General features: G+C 63.6%; 13 protein-coding genes. 6 read left to right on the top strand and 7 right to left on the bottom strand.

Features of this window, described 5'->3' with window-relative positions:
* Positions 1–13: 13 nt before the first annotated feature.
* From D3876_RS18875 to D3876_RS18855, 5 genes are all read right to left on the bottom strand, one after another.
* Positions 14–1,096 (bottom strand): Zn-dependent alcohol dehydrogenase, encoded by a 1,083-nt coding sequence (locus D3876_RS18875; protein ID WP_119765134.1) that lies wholly within the window; start codon positions 1,094–1,096, stop codon positions 14–16.
* 91 nt (positions 1,097–1,187) lie between these two features.
* Entirely contained in the window at positions 1,188–2,471 is a 1,284-nt protein-coding gene (locus D3876_RS18870) for an acyl-CoA dehydrogenase family protein (RefSeq protein WP_119765132.1), read from the bottom strand.
* 35 nt (positions 2,472–2,506) lie between these two features.
* Entirely contained in the window at positions 2,507–3,994 is a 1,488-nt protein-coding gene (locus D3876_RS18865; protein WP_119765130.1) for an MFS transporter, read from the bottom strand.
* On the bottom strand, positions 3,991–4,824 hold the full coding sequence (locus D3876_RS18860; RefSeq protein WP_119765128.1) for an SDR family NAD(P)-dependent oxidoreductase: 834 nt from the start codon (positions 4,822–4,824) through the stop codon (positions 3,991–3,993). Before D3876_RS18860 ends, D3876_RS18865 begins: the two co-directional genes overlap by 4 nt.
* A gap of 67 nt (positions 4,825–4,891) precedes the next feature.
* Positions 4,892–6,223 carry a spinster family MFS transporter gene (locus D3876_RS18855; protein WP_119765126.1) on the bottom strand — a complete coding sequence of 444 codons (1,332 nt, stop codon included), beginning with the start codon at positions 6,221–6,223 and terminating at the stop codon, positions 4,892–4,894.
* 120 nt (positions 6,224–6,343) lie between these two features.
* On the opposite strand from D3876_RS18855, the gene D3876_RS18850 reads away from it, so the two are divergent.
* From D3876_RS18850 to D3876_RS18830, 5 genes are all read left to right on the top strand, one after another.
* Positions 6,344–7,501, top strand: a complete 1,158-nt coding sequence (locus D3876_RS18850; RefSeq protein ID WP_119765124.1) for an acyl-CoA dehydrogenase family protein — start codon at positions 6,344–6,346, stop codon at positions 7,499–7,501.
* A gap of 137 nt (positions 7,502–7,638) precedes the next feature.
* Positions 7,639–8,775, top strand: coding sequence for an acyl-CoA dehydrogenase family protein (locus D3876_RS18845; RefSeq protein ID WP_119765122.1), 1,137 nt, complete (start codon positions 7,639–7,641; stop codon positions 8,773–8,775).
* A 153-nt stretch (positions 8,776–8,928) separates the two neighbouring features.
* On the top strand, positions 8,929–10,071 hold the full coding sequence (locus D3876_RS18840; RefSeq protein WP_119765120.1) for an acyl-CoA dehydrogenase family protein: 1,143 nt from the start codon (positions 8,929–8,931) through the stop codon (positions 10,069–10,071).
* A 126-nt stretch (positions 10,072–10,197) separates the two neighbouring features.
* Positions 10,198–10,986, top strand: a complete 789-nt coding sequence (locus D3876_RS18835) for an SDR family oxidoreductase (protein ID WP_119765118.1) — start codon at positions 10,198–10,200, stop codon at positions 10,984–10,986.
* A 245-nt stretch (positions 10,987–11,231) separates the two neighbouring features.
* Complete coding sequence (locus D3876_RS18830) at positions 11,232–14,153, top strand: TonB-dependent receptor domain-containing protein (RefSeq protein ID WP_119765116.1); 2,922 nt, start codon at positions 11,232–11,234, stop codon at positions 14,151–14,153.
* Positions 14,154–14,196: 43 nt separating this feature from the next.
* Here D3876_RS18830 and D3876_RS18825 read toward each other — a convergent pair whose 3' ends face one another.
* Positions 14,197–14,583, bottom strand: coding sequence for a PaaI family thioesterase (locus D3876_RS18825; protein ID WP_119765114.1), 387 nt, complete (start codon positions 14,581–14,583; stop codon positions 14,197–14,199).
* A 10-nt stretch (positions 14,584–14,593) separates the two neighbouring features.
* Positions 14,594–15,022, bottom strand: coding sequence for a PaaI family thioesterase (locus tag D3876_RS18820; RefSeq protein WP_119765112.1), 429 nt, complete (start codon positions 15,020–15,022; stop codon positions 14,594–14,596).
* Positions 15,023–15,168: 146 nt separating this feature from the next.
* Here D3876_RS18820 and D3876_RS20540 point away from each other — a divergent pair, with 146 nt between their 5' ends.
* A complete protein-coding gene (locus D3876_RS20540) occupies positions 15,169–15,321 on the top strand; it encodes a hypothetical protein (protein WP_182912070.1) in 153 nt (50 codons plus the stop codon).

Genomic DNA, 15,321 nt, shown 5'->3' with positions numbered 1-15,321 from the left:
GGGCCTTGCCCCATCATCCGAACACCACCACCGAGCGCACCGAGTCGCCCTTGCGAAGTTCGTCAAAGGCATGGTTGATCTGTTCGAGCGGAATGCGCTCGGCGATGATGGTGTCGAGATCGAGCAGCCCGCGCATGTAGAAGTCGACGAGGCGCGGAATATCGACGGGGAAGCGGTTGGCGCCCATGAACGCGCCCTGGAGCTTTTTGCCGGACAGCAGGTCCAAGGCGCTTAGCCCCACCTTGTGGTCAAGGGGCATCATGCCGAGAACCGTGGCGGTTCCGCCGCGGCGCAGCAGCTTTACCGCCATCTCGCCCGATGTGGGTCGGCCGACCGCCTCAATCGCGTGATCAACGCCTCCCCTGGTGAGTTCGATCACCTGCGCTGCTGCGCCGTCGGCGCTGGAATCGAAACTGTCGGTCGCGCCGAGCTTTTCGGCGAGCGCGCGCTTTTCGGGTACGGGGTCGATCGCGATGATTCGTCCAGCGCCCGCGATCTTGGCGGCATTAACCACTGCCAGCCCCACCCCACCACAGCCGACCACCGCTACGGTATCGCCGGGCGTGATGTCGGCGGCATGGAACACCGCGCCCGCGCCCGTGGTTACCGCGCAGCCGATTACGCAGGCGCGGTCGAGCGGCATTTCGGGATTGATCGCCACACATGCATGCTCGTGGACGAGCATCTGCTCGGCATAGGCCGAGAGGTTGAGCATCTGGTTGACCGCAGTGTCGCCCATGCGCAGTCGCGGCGGTGCGCCCGGCTGACGACGCGTGTCGCCGCCAAGGCAGAGCGACATCCGGCCGGTGACGCAGAATTCGCACTGGCCGCAAAAGGCGCTGAGGCAAGTGACGACCGCGTCGCCCGGCTTCACCATCGTCACGCCTTCGCCTACCGCCTCGACGATACCGGCAGCTTCATGCCCCGGGATACAGGGCATGGCGTGTGGGTAGGCACCGTCGACGAAATGCAGGTCCGAACGGCACACGCCCACCGCGGCGGTGCGGATCAGCACCTCGCGCGGGCCGGGCTTGTCGACCGTGACGTCTTCGATGACGAGGGGCGTTTTCGCCTCGTAGAGGACGGCTGCCTTCATTCTATATACTCCTCACCGCGCTCAGGCTGAGCTTGTCGAAGCCCGTTCAAGACACCCTTCGACAAGCTCAGGGTGAGCGCTTTCTTTCCCATCACCGCGACACCCCGACATTGCCGCTAGATACTGCAACGGTTTCCCGGTTGCCGTATTTTCCAAACTCAAGCCGCGCGATCGAGCGATTGTGCACCTCGTCGGGGCCGTCGGCGAGGCGCAGCGTGCGGATGCCGGCATAGGCCTTTGCCAGCCCGAAATCCTCGGAGACGCCGCCGCCGCCATGCGCCTGGATCGCGTCGTCGATGACCCTCAGCGCCATGCGCGGGGCGGCGACCTTGATCATCGCGATCTCGGCCTGCGCGGCCTTGTTGCCGATCTTGTCCATCATGTCGGCGGCCTTGAGGCAGAGCAGGCGGTTCATCTCGATATCGATCCGCGCCTCGGCGATGCGCTGTTCCCAGATGCTGTGATCGGCGATGCGCTTGCCGAAGGCGACGCGGGTGAGCAAGCGCTTCGCCATCTTCTCGAGCGCTTCTTCGGCGACGCCGATGGTGCGCATGCAGTGATGGATGCGGCCCGGCCCGAGGCGCCCTTGCGCGATCTCGAAGCCGCGCCCTTCGCCGAGCAGCATATTCTCGACAGGGACGCGCACGTCCTTGAGTTCGATTTCCATATGGCCGTGCGGCGCATCGTCATAACCGAAGACGGGGAGGTGGCGGGTGATGTTCACGCCCGGCGCGTCGAGCGGCATGAGGATCATCGATTGCTGCTGGTGACGCTTGGCCTCGAAATCGGTCTTGCCCATCACGATTGCGATCTTGCAGCGCGGATCGCCCGCGCCCGACGACCACCATTTGGTGCCGTTGATGACATAGTGGTCGCCGTCGCGCTCGATCCGCGTCTCGATATTGGTCGCGTCGGACGAGGCGACCGCGGGCTCGGTCATCAGGAAGGCCGAACGGATCTCGCCATCCATCAGCGGCTTCAGCCACTGGTCCTTCTGGTGGCGCGTGCCATAGCGGTGAAGCACCTCCATATTGCCCGTGTCGGGCGCGGAGCAGTTGAACACTTCGGACGCCCAGCCGATGCGTCCCATTTCCTCGGCGCAGAGCGCATATTCGAGATTGGTGAGGCCGGGGCCGTCGAACTCGAGCGTGTCGTCCACGGGCACGCGACCCGAGGAGGGCGGCATGAACAGGTTCCAGATGCCCGCGGCCTTTGCCTTCTTCTTCTCGTCCTCGATCACCGGAAGCACCTTCCAGCGATCGCCCTGCTTCTGCTGCTCTTGATAGTCGTGGTCGCGGGGACGGACATTCTTCTCGATGAACTCGCGGACGCGGTCGCGCCAATAGGTCTCGCGTTCGTTGAGGGTGAAATCCATGGCGCTTCCTCTCCGTTCTCTTGGGTCTTGTTGTGTCAGGCGAAATCGGATTTTGCCAGCCCGGCAGGCCGCGAAATCTCAGCTTTTTCGAGGCTGTCCGGCGGTGCCGCTACGGCAAGCCTGGCAAGCCGCGCCTCATGCTCGGCGCGCCCGAAGGGGAATTTGGTATAGGCCCAGGCGGCGCACAGGCCGAGCGAAATGGTCAGGGCCGCATAGGCGAGCGCGAGCCGATCGACTACCGCGACATCTATCGCGCCGGGGCGTGCCTCGGCAGGAAAGCCGATTGCGCTCAGCATCACGCCCGAAAGGAAGATGCCAATGCCGGTCACGCACTTCTGTGTGAAGAAGAAGCCGGCGAAGAAAAGCCCCTCGGTCCGCTTGCCGGTCTCGAATTCGGAAGCTTCAGTGATGTCGGCCATCATCGAGGTAGTGAGGATCATCACCGACACCGCCGCCGCGGTCGACAGCCCCGCGAATGTGAGGAAGGCCGGCATCAGCCAAGGCGATTCGTTGCCGGGAAACAGGTCGAGCAGCCGCAGCCAATAGGGGAGGGTGCCGATGATGATGCTGGTGATCGCGAGCGTCGCGGCCGCCATCGGCTTGCCGAGCCGCTTCGAGATCGCGGCGACTGACAGAAAGGCTATCACGACGCCCGCGAACAGCGCCAACGCGTAGAAAATGAAAGCGATTTGCGGAAATTCCCAGATGAACAGCAGCAGATAGTTGCTGAGCGCGAAGGTCAGCCCCTGATTGGCGAAGGCGAAAACCGCGGCGCCCATCAGGATGAGGAAAGGGCGATTGCGCAAAGTCGTGATGATGGCCTTGAAGGTCGGCACCAGCGGCAACCTTTCCGGGGCGATCGCCTGCCGCCGCGCATAGGCACGGTGCGTGCCAATGGCCGAGACGAGCACTGCGACGAGCATGATCGCCGCGCCGACCGCTGCAAAGCGGTGATAGCCATTGGGGTTGAGCTGACCGACAGGATAGCCGGGCTCGGGCACGAGCAGCGCGGCGAAGGCGAGCACGAGCATGAGCAGGCCGCCGGCCCAGCCGAACAGGAAACGATAGCGCAGAACGACGGTGCGTTCGTGATAGTCGCGCGTGATCTCTGGCGCGAGCGCGAGCGAGGGCACTTCGTAGCAGGAGACCACCGCGCGAACGAGGATCGCGATGCCGACAAGATATATGAACTGCATGTCGGGAGAGGTTGCGGGCGGATTCCACAGCAACAGCCAGACCAGTCCGATCGGGATCGCCGAGAGGTAGAGCCAGGGATGGCGCCGGCCCCAGCGCGTGTGCGTCTGGTCCGAAAGATGTCCGACAACAGGATCGATGAAAGCATCGACCAGCAGCGCGATCATGATCGCGAGGCCCACGCGATCGGCGGGGAGCCCGACGACCTGATTGTAGAAGAGCAGCAGAAAGACCGAAAAGCCGTTGTCCTTGATGCCATAGGCCACCGCGCCAAAGCCGTAGGCGAGCTTGGTGCCGATCGGCACGCGCGCGGCGACCGCATCGCTCATGATTGCGGCCCCGCGATCATGTCGAGCAGACCGGGCGTCGCAGGATCCCAGCTATGCCGCGGCCCGATCAGCATGCCGCCATCGACCAGCAAGTCGGTGCCCGTGACGAAGGCGGCCGCATCGGAAGCGAGATAGGCGACGGCCTCGGCGATGTCGCGCGGAACGCCCGAGCGCGCAACGGGTTGCGCTTGCGCCGAGACCGCGCCGATCATCGCGTCGGCTTTGGCCTTGTCTTCGTCCGCGAGGCCAAGCGAGCCCGTAAAGATATTGGTCATGATAAAGCCGGGAACGACCGCGTTCACGCGAATCCCGTACTGCGCGAGGTCAGCGGCGGCGATCTTCGTCAGGTGCAGCACGCCCGCCTTGGCAACCGAATAGGTCGTGGGGGCATAGCCCGAATGCAGCGCCGAAACCGAGCTCGTATTGACGATCGCACCGCCGCCGCGCGCCTTCAGATGCGATGTTGCGTGACGGATGCCGAGCGCGACCGAGCGCAACAGCAGCGCCATCGTGTCGTCCCACTCGTCGGCGGTGATCTCGTCGATCCGCGCGCGCGCGCCGCCCGCGCCGGCATTGTTGAAGACGATATCGAGTCCGCCCGTCCGCTCGGCAGCGAAATCCATCAGCCCCTTGATGTCGGACTCTTGGCGGACGTCGCAACGGCGGAACAGCACACGGCCCTCCGATGCTGTTTCGATGGCCTGGCCTGCGCCGGAGTCGATGTCGCCGAGGATCACGGTTGCGCCCTCGGCAGTGAAGAGGTCGACGGTGGCGCGACCGATCCCCGAGGCACCGCCCGTCACGACCGCCGTCTTGCCCGCGAATCTCATCGCAACACCTCTCCTGTTTTGTCGTCGAGCATATTCGAGCTTTCGGTATGGTCAATGGCAGGCGGCATTACGCTACGGCTTTCTGCGCGGGCGCAGGCATGTTCGCGGCGTTCCGAAGATGCACGCCGGCGCGCCAATAATGCCAGATCGCCCAAGGCGTGACACCTGCCATTGTGAGCAGCGCGAAACGCAGCGATTCCGCACCCATCGCCGGGCGATAAAGATCGCTGAGCACGCCGATCATTGTCGGCCCGAGGCCGAGCCCGATCAGGTTGATGACGAGCAGTGTGATCGCCGCCCAGAGCGCGCGCAACTTCAAGGGCGCAAGCCCCTGAATGAGCGCGAAGGTCGGCCCGAGATAGCTGTTCTGAAAGAGCAGCGCGATGCCGTAGCAGATCAGCGCGACATGGACGTTGGGCACGATGTAGAGCGCCAGCGCGAAGGGAAAGGCGATCGTCTTCAGGATCGCGACCAGCCAGCTCTGCGCGTGGATGCCGTGGCGCTTGCCGTAGCGGTCGGCGAGCTTGCCACCGACCACGCCAGAGATCGATCCCACGATCGCCAGGATCGGCGCCAGAATCAGCGCAATCTGCGGCAGGGTGAGGCCGAAGCTGCGCTGGTAATAGCTCGGCGCCCAGGCGGTGAGCGCATAGCCGATGAGCGAGGTGAGCGTGACCGCGATGACGAGATGACGCGCGGCGTGATTGGACCAGAGGCTTGCAAATCCCTGCGTCAGCGACGGACGAGCCTCATCGCTGACGGGTTTCGTCTCGCTCAGCCCGCGGCGCGGCTCGACGACGAAGAGGCGCACGACGACCGCGAGCAAAAGCCCCGGAATGCCGACCGCGATGATCGCGATCCGCCAGCCGTAGAGATGCGCAAGCCAGCCGCCGATCATCGTGCCGAAGCCGCTGCCGAGGACGACGCCGAGCGCATAGATGCCCATGGCCCCGGCGCGCTTTTCTGCGGGATAGAGGTCGGCGATGATCGAATGGCTGGGCGGGCTCGACCCCGCCTCGCCAATGCCGACGCCGATGCGTGCGATGAGGAGTTGTGCGAAGTTCTGCGCCAGTCCGCACATGGCGGTCATCGCGCTCCATATCGCGAGCGACCAGGTGATGATGTTGCGGCGATTGCTGCGATCGGCGAGTCGCGCGACGGGAATGCCTAGTCCTGCGTAGAATATCGCGAAGGCCAGCCCGGTGAGCAGCCCGAGCTGGGTGTCGGATACCTTCAGGTCGGCCTTGATGAGTTCGAGCAGGATCGCGAGAATCTGGCGGTCCATGTAGGAGAAGAAATAGGTCAGGGTGAGCAGGAAGAGCGTGATTCCCCTACGTCGGATCGCTCTTTCATCCGCGATCTGCTGCCCCGTGGGCGCAGCATCTGCTATACCCGCCATTACGCTCCTCTCGACCGTTTTTGTCGTTGGCCGGCGATGCCAGCATTCGATGAGGCTGGACTTTGTTGACGTTTTCGTCAAGCATACTGGAAATTCGAAAAAGGGAATCGGGAGAGACTGATGTCCGATCTGGAAAATTTCCGCGCCGAAACGCGCGCCTGGCTGGAGGCAAACTGCCCGCCCGAAATGCGCGAGCCACTCAAGGACGAGTCCGACGCATGCTGGGGCGGCCGCAATCCGACCTTCAAAAGCGAGGCACAGAAGGTCTGGATGGACCGGATGGCCGAAAAGGGCTGGACGGTGCCCGACTGGCCCAAAGCCTATGGTGGTGCGGGCCTGAGCCCCGCCGAGTCCAAGATCCTGCGCGAGGAGATGGCGAAGCTCGGCTGCCGCAGCCCGCTGTCCTCCTTCGGCATCTGGATGCTCGGCCCTGCGTTGCTCAAGTTCGGCACCGAGGAGCAGAAGGTTCATTATCTGAACCAGATCGCGAAAGGCGAGATCCGCTGGTGCCAGGGCTATTCGGAGCCCGGCTCGGGATCGGACCTTGTGTCGCTCCAGACCTTCGGTGAAGACAAGGGCGACCATTGGGTCGTCAATGGCCAGAAGATCTGGACCAGCTACGCCGACAAGGCCGACTGGATCTTCTGCCTCGTCCGCACCGACAAGAACGACAAATATAAGGGCATCAGCTTCCTGCTGTTCGACATGGCCTCCGAGGGCGTCTCGACCAAACCGATCCTGCTGATCTCTGGCAATTCGCCCTTCTGCGAGACCTTTTTCGACAATGTGACGGTACCGAAGGACCAGATCGTCGGCGAGCTCAACCGCGGCTGGGACGTCGCCAAGTACCTGCTCGGCCATGAGCGCGAGATGATCTCGGGCGCGGGCAATGCGCCTGTGGGATCGGTCGGCGCTATGTACAAGGATTTGATGGCTGAGGACCCGCTGCTTCGCGCCGATATGGCGAAGCTCGATGTCGACACGCTGGCATTCAGGGCGATGGGCGAGAAATTCATCGACGAGATGAAGGCGGGCAAGGGGCATCCGGCGCAGCCCAACATGATGAAATATTTCGGCACCGAGCTGAACAAGCGTCGTCATGAGCTGGTGATGGCGGCGGGCGGATCGGACGCGCTCGAATGGGAAAGCGAAGCCTCCAAGGGCGGTGCGCGGCCACGCGCATGGCTCCGCACCAAGGCCAATTCGATCGAGGGCGGGACGAGCGAGGTGATGCTCAACGTCGTCGCCAAGCGCATCCTCGATCTGCCGGGGGCGTAGCCATTAGCCCTCTCCCCTCGGGGGAGAGGGTTGGGAGAGGGGCAGTTCGGGCCTCTCACGAAATCATGACAATCAGGGCTGGGTGACGGACTTCCCCTCTCCCCAGCCCTCTCCCCCAAGGGGAGAGGGAGCAAGAAATGCCACTCTACCACACCGAAGATCAGGCGATGCTCAAGGACACCGCCGTTCAGTTCATGAAGGCCGAGGCGCCGACCGCGCATTTCCGCAAGTTCCGCGACATGGACTGCAAGGACGGCTTCAGCCACGACCTGTGGAAGCAGTTTGCCGAGATGGGCTTCACCGGAATTCTCATTCCCGAGGAGGAAGGCGGGCTGGGCCTTGGCAATGTCGAGGCGGGAATCGTGCTCGAGGAGATCGGGCGCAACCTTTCGCCGTCGCCCTTCCTCAGCACCTCGGTCGCCGGAGTCTCCGCGCTCAAGGCTGCCGACAAAGGCTTACGCGATCGCTGGTTCCCCGGCATTGTTTCGGGCGATACCGTGCTCGGCCTGGCGATCGATGAGGGCGCCAAGCACCGGACGCAGGCGATCGCTATGAAGGCGGAGCGTTCGGGCAACGGCTTCAAGCTCACCGGCAAGAAGCAGTTTGTCGTCCAGGGCGCTTCGGCCGACATGCTCATCGTCGCCGCGCGCACGGGTGGTTCGGCGGGCGAGACGCAGGGGCTGACGCTTTTCGCGGTCGACAAGGACTCCGCAAAAATGTCGATGGAGGCAGCGCGGCTGGTCGACAGCTCCATGGCTGCGCATGTCGGTTTCGACGGTGTTGAGGTCGATGGCGGCGCGGTGATCGGCGAGGTCGACAATGGCTGGGCGGTGCTGACCAGACTGCTCGATGCGGGCCGTGCGGGCGCTGCGGCCGAGCTGGTCGGCGTTGGTGCGGGGGCGATGGACATGACCGTCGAGTATCTGAAGCAGCGCAAGCAGTTCGGCCGCCTGATCGGCGAGTTCCAGGCGCTCCAGCACCGTGCCGCGCATCTCTATTCGGAAATGGAGGTCGCGCGCGCGGCGGTGCTCAAGGCGCAGCATATGATGGATGAAGGCAGCGAGAAGGCCGAACTCATGGTCGCGGTCGCCAAGGCCAAGGCCGGGCAGGCGACGAGCCTCGCGGTCAAGGAAGGCGTGCAGATGCACGGCGGCATCGGCATGACCGACGAATATGACATCGGCCTCTACATGAAGCGCGACCGCGCGCTCGCCGAGTTCTTCGGCGACGCCAACTTCCACGCGGATCGTGTGGCAAGGATGCACGGGTACTGACTCCCTCTCCCGCAAGCGGGAGAGGGGTGGGGTGAGGGGCCGAGCGAAGCGAGGCTGAGATCGGGCTCTCCCTCCAATCTCGAGTTTGCAAGAAGAAGACCCTCACCCAACCCTCTCCCGCGAAGGCGGGAGAGGGCTTGAAGGGAGAAACGAATGTCACTCGACCCCGAAATCTTCGAAGCCCTGATCGACACCATCCGCCGCTTCGTCGCCGAACGACTTCGCCCGCGCGAGGCTGAGGTGGCGGAGAACGACGAGATCCCCGACGACCTCATCGCCGAGATGAAGCAACTCGGCCTGTTCGGCATGTCGATCCCCGAGGAATATGGCGGTCTCGGCCTCAGTATGACCGAGGAGTTGAAGGTCGCCTTCGAGTTCGGGCGGACAAGCCCTGCAATGCGATCGACCTTTGGCACCAATGTCGGCATCGGCAGCCAGGGGCTCGTCATGTCGGGCAGCGAGGCGCAAAAGGCTGAGTGGCTGCCCCGTATCGCGTCGGGCGAGATCATCACCAGCTTCGCGCTCACCGAGCCCGATGTCGGGTCGGACAGCGCCGCGGTGAAGACGCGCGCGGTGAAAGACGGCGACGTCTACAAGCTGAGCGGTACGAAGCGCTTCATCACCAATGCCGACAAGGCTTCGTTGTTCACGGTGATGGCGCGTACGGGCGGTGAGGGCGCGCATGGCGTCTCGGCTTTTCTGGTCCCTGCCGATCTGCCCGGGCTGCGCATCGGCACGCCTGAGAAGAAGATGGGACAGCAGGGCGCGCATGTGTGCGACGTCCATTTCGACGAAACGCCCGTGCCCGCCGCGAACCTGCTCGGCGCCGAAGGCGATGGCTTCAAGGTGGCTATGCGTGTGCTCGATCGGGGGCGGCTGCATATCGCGGGTGTCTGCGTCGGCGTCGCCGAACGGCTGATCGCCGACAGCGTCGCCTATGCCAGCGAGCGCAAGCAATTCGGCAAGCCCATCGCCGAGCACCAGCTTATTCAGGCGATGATCGCCGACAGCAAGACAGAGGCACTGGCGGCAAGGGCGCTGGTGCTCGACGTGGCGGTGAAGAAAGACGCAGGCGAGAACACGACGATGGAAGCGGCCGCGGCTAAATATTTCGCTTCCGAAATGGTTGGTCGCGTCGCTGACCGCGCGGTGCAGATCTTCGGCGGCGCGGGCTATATCGCGGATTACGGCATCGAGCGGCTCTACCGCGACGTGCGCCTGTTCCGCATTTATGAGGGCACGAGCCAGATCCAGCAGATCGTCATCGCGCGCGAGACGATCAAAAGGGGCGGGTGACTAAAAACACAACCGTCACCCTGAACTTGCTTCAGGGTCCATGAACACCGCAGCGTCAGAATGAACCGGGATCGTGTTCATGGATGCTGAAACAAGTTCAGCATGACGAAATTGGGAGATACGAACATGGACACCAGCAAACTCTTCAGCCTCGAAGGCCGCGTCGCGCTCGTCACGGGTGGCTCGCGCAATATCGGCAAGTGGATCGCGGAAGGCTTCATCGCGCAGGGCGCCAAAGTCTACATCTCCTCGCGCAAGGCCGATGCCTGTTTCGAGGCGGCGAAGGAACTTGGGCCCAATTGCACGGCGCTGCCGCAGGACGTCTCGACGGTCGCGGGCTGCAAGGCGCTCGCCGCGCAATTCGCCGAGCAGGAGGACAAGCTCGACATCCTTGTCAACAATGCGGGCGCGGCGTGGGGCGAGCCCTTCGAGCAATTTCCCGAGCAGGGCTGGGACAAGGTCATGGACCTCAACCTCAAATCGCCCTTCTTCCTGACCCAGGCGCTTCACGGCGCGCTCAAGGCGGCGGCAAGCGCTCAACGTCCGGCCAAGGTGATCAACATCACCTCGATCGACGGCCAGCGGCTCAATCCGTGGGAAACCTACAGCTATCACGCGTCCAAATCAGGGCTGATCTATTTGACCAAGCGGCTCGCCGCGCGGCTGGTCTCCGATCATATCAACGTCACCTCGATCGCGCCGGGAGCCTTTGCATCCGAGATGAACCGCGCCGCGCGTGATCATGGCGATGCCGTGGCGAAGCGCATCCCGTCGGGCCGGATCGGCGCCGAGGAGGACATGGCCGCCGCGGCGATTTATCTGGCGAGCCGCGCGGGCGATTATGTCGTCGGCGAAACGATCGCGGTCGATGGCGGCATGGTCAACGCGCATCTGGGCGGCAGCATCGACGCCTGATCTCGCGGCTGCGAACGAATCGTCGCCGCCGCGCTCCGCGGGCGCATCGGCAAGATTGGATATCGACGTTCGACGGCCTGCGCGTGGCGTTGGACGGACGGCGCGCGCGCTCGTCGCATAGAATCGGCGTTGGTCGGCGCCACCCTTGAACACCATTCCCCCCGGCGATTGACCTGCCGCCCGGCGCCCGCGCGAACGCGGTCGACCGGCAGAAGCGATCAATCGCCATTTTTCAGGGGGGTTTTGTGGCCAGGTTCACCAAATATGCTCGATTCTATGCAGGCGTTGCGCCGCTCGCGCTCGGCCTTATGTCCGCCGTTCCGGCGGCCGCTCAAGACGCAGCGGCAGTTCCTGCCGGGGAGGCGGCGGATGCATCGGCCGATGAGGCGATCATTGTCACCGGCTCTCGCATCGCGCGCTCGAACCTGGACAATAGCGTGCCCACGCTCGTCGTGGGCGCGGATCGGCTGGAACAGCAGGGTTTCGAGAATATCGCGGACATCGCCAACTCGTTGCCGCAGTTCGCGCCCTCGTTCGGCAACGGGCGCGCCAGCTCGTCCTTTTCGGGCTCCGCAGCTTCGGGGCTTAACTTGACCAACCTCCGCAACCTGAGCGCGCTTCGCAGTGTGGTGCTGATAAACGGACGCCGCGTTCCCGGCGGAACGCCGCTTAGCACATCGGTCGATTTCAACACGCTCCCGACCGCGAATATCGAACGGCTTGAGGTCATCACGGGCGGTGCATCCGCGATCTATGGCGCTGACGCCGTGGCGGGCGTCGTCAACATCATCACCAAGAGCAATTTTCGCGGGCTCGAGGTCGGCGTCAGCTACGGCATCGCGGAAGAAACGTACAACAAGAATCCCTCCGCTTATGTCATGTTTGGCGGCGACATGGGCGATGGCGGGCATTTCCTGTTCACCACCCAATATACCTATGAAGGTCTGGTGAGCTGCGCCGACGCCTATGTCTGCAACACCGACATCCGCTACAACAATCCGGCCGAAGGGCCGGTGCGCGCGCCCGGTACCGGCATCACCGGCGCGCCGCCGCTTTCAGGCGTTGGCCTGGGGGGCAATTTCTTCCTTGGAACCACCAATTTCACGCGCGATCTGCAGACCGGCGCGCTGCGCCGCTTCGACATCGCGAGAGACGGTTTCAACCGCAATCCCGAGCGCACGCTCGCCATTCCGACCAAGCGCCTGACCTTCGCGGCCGAGGTCGAATATCCGATCAGCGACTCGATCGATGCCTTCGCCGAATTCAACTATGGGCGCTCGTCGACCAACGCGCCGATCGAGGCGATAGCTTTCCAGACGACTTCCAATGTCGTCGGTGGCGGGCCGGGTGTGCCCGGGCTGCCGATCACGATTCCCGTAAACAATCCATTCTTTCTGGCTGCGACGACGCCGGCACAGCGTGCGCTGCTCACTCCCACGCAGATCGCGAACGGGATCAACTGGAGCCAACGCTTCTCCGAATTCGGCAGGCGCGGCGCGACCAATGAACGCAACACGGTCCGCGCTCTGGTCGGGCTCAAGGGCGATTTCGAGCTTGGCTCGCGCAACTGGAACTGGGAAGCGTCCTATGTTTACGGCCGCACCGAGCTGGAAAGCATCACCGACGGGCTTGTCGGCACCGACCGGCTCTATCACGGCTTGCGCGTCGAGGCGGATCCCGCCCGTCCGGGCCAATTCCGCTGCATCGATGCAGGCGCGCGCGCCCAGGGCTGCGTTCCCGTCAATCCCTTCGCGCCCTATACCCAGGCGCAGATCGACTATCTCACTCTCAAGGCCGGGCAGAACGGCATCAGCACGCTGCATGATTTCAGCGCCTATGTGTCGGGCACGCTTTTCGATCTGCCGGCGGGCGCCGTCAGCCTTGCAGCGGGCGTCGAATATCGGACCTTCTCGGGCTTCCAGGATGTGGACGAGGTTATCTCGCTCGGCCTGACCACGAGCAACCAGATCGGCGACACCGAGTTCGTCAAGAGCAAGACCAGGGAGGCCTATGCCGAACTGATCGTGCCGGTGCTGCGCGATGCGCCCTTTGCCCATGATCTCTCGCTTGAGGGCGCGTTCCGTCTTTCCGATCCGGGTCGGGGGAGCAGTTACGAAACCTGGAAGCTCGGCGGTACCTGGGAACCGGTCGAGGGGCTGCGCTTCCGCGCGATCCGGGCGAAGGCGGTCCGTGCGCCGACGCCGGGTGAGCTTGGCGGCATCGGTCAGACCTTCGGCAACGTCCAGGATCCCTGCACCATCATCAACCGCAACGCGAACGCAACGCGTGCGGCGAACTGCCTGACCGATGGCGTGCCCGCCGACTATAACCCGCCGCTCCTTGTCCTTCAGGGTGTTGGCGGCACGATCGGCGGCAACCCGGATCTGGAGCCCGAAGAAGCGAAGACCTGGACCTATGGCCTGGTCTTCACGCCCACCTTCCTGCCCGGCTTCTCGCTCACGGTCGACCGCTTCGAGATCGAAATCGACGGCTTTATCAACACCGTCGGCCGTCAGAACAAGGTCAACCTATGCTACGACACAACCGACCGCCAGTTCTGCAACGACATCGTTCGCGGCTTCAGGCCCGAGGTGAACGGCAATTTCGCGCTCACCGCGATCAACGACCAGTTGCTCAACGTGAACACCTTCGTGGTGAAGGGGATCGACGTCGAGGCGAGCTACAGCTTCGATCCGGGCATATCGCTCGGGCCCGATCCCAGCCAGCTCACGGTCCAACTGCTCTCAACGATTTACGACAAGGCCGAGCAGACCGAGCCGACGGGCGAGGTGACAAAGCTCGACGGTTATGCGGGCGGTGACACCACGACCCAAGGGTTCCTGCGCTGGCAGGCGACGGGCAACGTCATGTTCCGGTCAAACGGCTTCGGGATGAATTATACGCTGCGGTACATCCCCAAGACCAAGGCGAGCCCGTTCATCAGCGATCAGTTTCCCAAGATCAGCGATGCGGCGTACCACAATATCCGCCTGAGCTACGACGTGACTGACCAGGCGCAGCTCTATTTCGGCGTAAACAACCTGTTTGACCGCAAACCGCCGATCTTTCCCGACAACTCGACGGGATCGCAGGCGCAGACAACGATTGCGGGTTTCTACGACGTGTTCGGGAGGTCCTATTTCGTCGGAACCAAGCTCAACTTCTGATCCAGCGACCGCGTTCGTGGGTGGCGCGTGGCCTCTGCTCGCGTCACCCGCGCTCGATCAGGATGTTCATCCGGGCAGCGGCGATCGGCTTTTCGCGATCGTCCTGCCAGGCGATCGCCTCGACATTGGCGATCCGTGTACCGACGCGCGTGACGGCTCCGATCGCGCGCGTCTCCTTGTCGCGGCCACCGCGCATAAAGTCGACCGTGATGTTGATCGGCTTGAAGCGCGGTTTTTCATCTTCGGCGAACTCGCAGTGCAGCGCCATGATCGCCGCCATTTCGAGCATACCGCCAAGCGCCCCGCCGTGAATGAAGCCGGGCCGGCCCAGCACATCGTCGGAGAAGGCCATGGCGAGCACGGGCACACCGCCTTCGGTATCGGCGATCGAAAGCCCGAGGGTCTGCGCATAGGGCGGAAGCGTCTTCATTTCCGGAATCTCACAGGAACATATAGGTGCCGGCCGCATGCGCGATCGGATGATCGGGATCGCCGTCATGCGCCTGGCCACGAACGAACGCGACATTGCGCGTGATCCGATAGCATTCGCCGCGACCGACCACCGCCTTTCCAGGCGTCGCGGGACGGAGATAGTCGACGCGCAGATCGAGCGTCGCCTGCGGCCGGACCATGCCGGAGCGCACCCAGATCGAAATGCTGGTCGCCATGTCCATCAGCGTCACGATCGGACCTGACGCGAGAATGCCCGTTTCCGGATCGCCCGCAAGGCCGGAGTCATAGGGCAGGACAAGCGTGCACGAGTCGGCGCCGTGCTCGAGATAGCGGATGCCTAGCCGGCCATTGTGCCCGTGCTGTCCCAAAGTGCTTACGAAGAGCCCGGGGTCGAATTCGGTGGCCATGCTGCTCATCCGTTGTCACCTGAAACCTATCCACGTCCCGCCCTAGCTCGCCCCGGCCGAGGTCGCAACGCAACATTACACGCATTTAATTTCCCACCGCGCCGACGACGTCTTAGCTCTTTGCGGCATCCGCGAGCGGGCAAGGGGGATATGAAATGCAGCAGCCGATCTTTGATATTCGAGACATGGCCGAGCTTTCGACACCGGTGGGATTGTATGGCGCGATGCATCAGGTCGAGGTCGCCGGCGACATGGTCTTCAGCATAGTGATCGGCATCGTGCTGTCAGAGCCGGCGCCCACCGGCTGA

Source organism: Sphingomonas cavernae, assembly GCF_003590775.1.
In the GTDB taxonomy this organism is placed as follows: domain Bacteria; phylum Pseudomonadota; class Alphaproteobacteria; order Sphingomonadales; family Sphingomonadaceae; genus Sphingobium_A; species Sphingobium_A cavernae.
The sequence above is the reverse complement of the archived record's forward strand: the minus strand, read 5'-3'. Positions and strand labels throughout refer to the sequence as shown.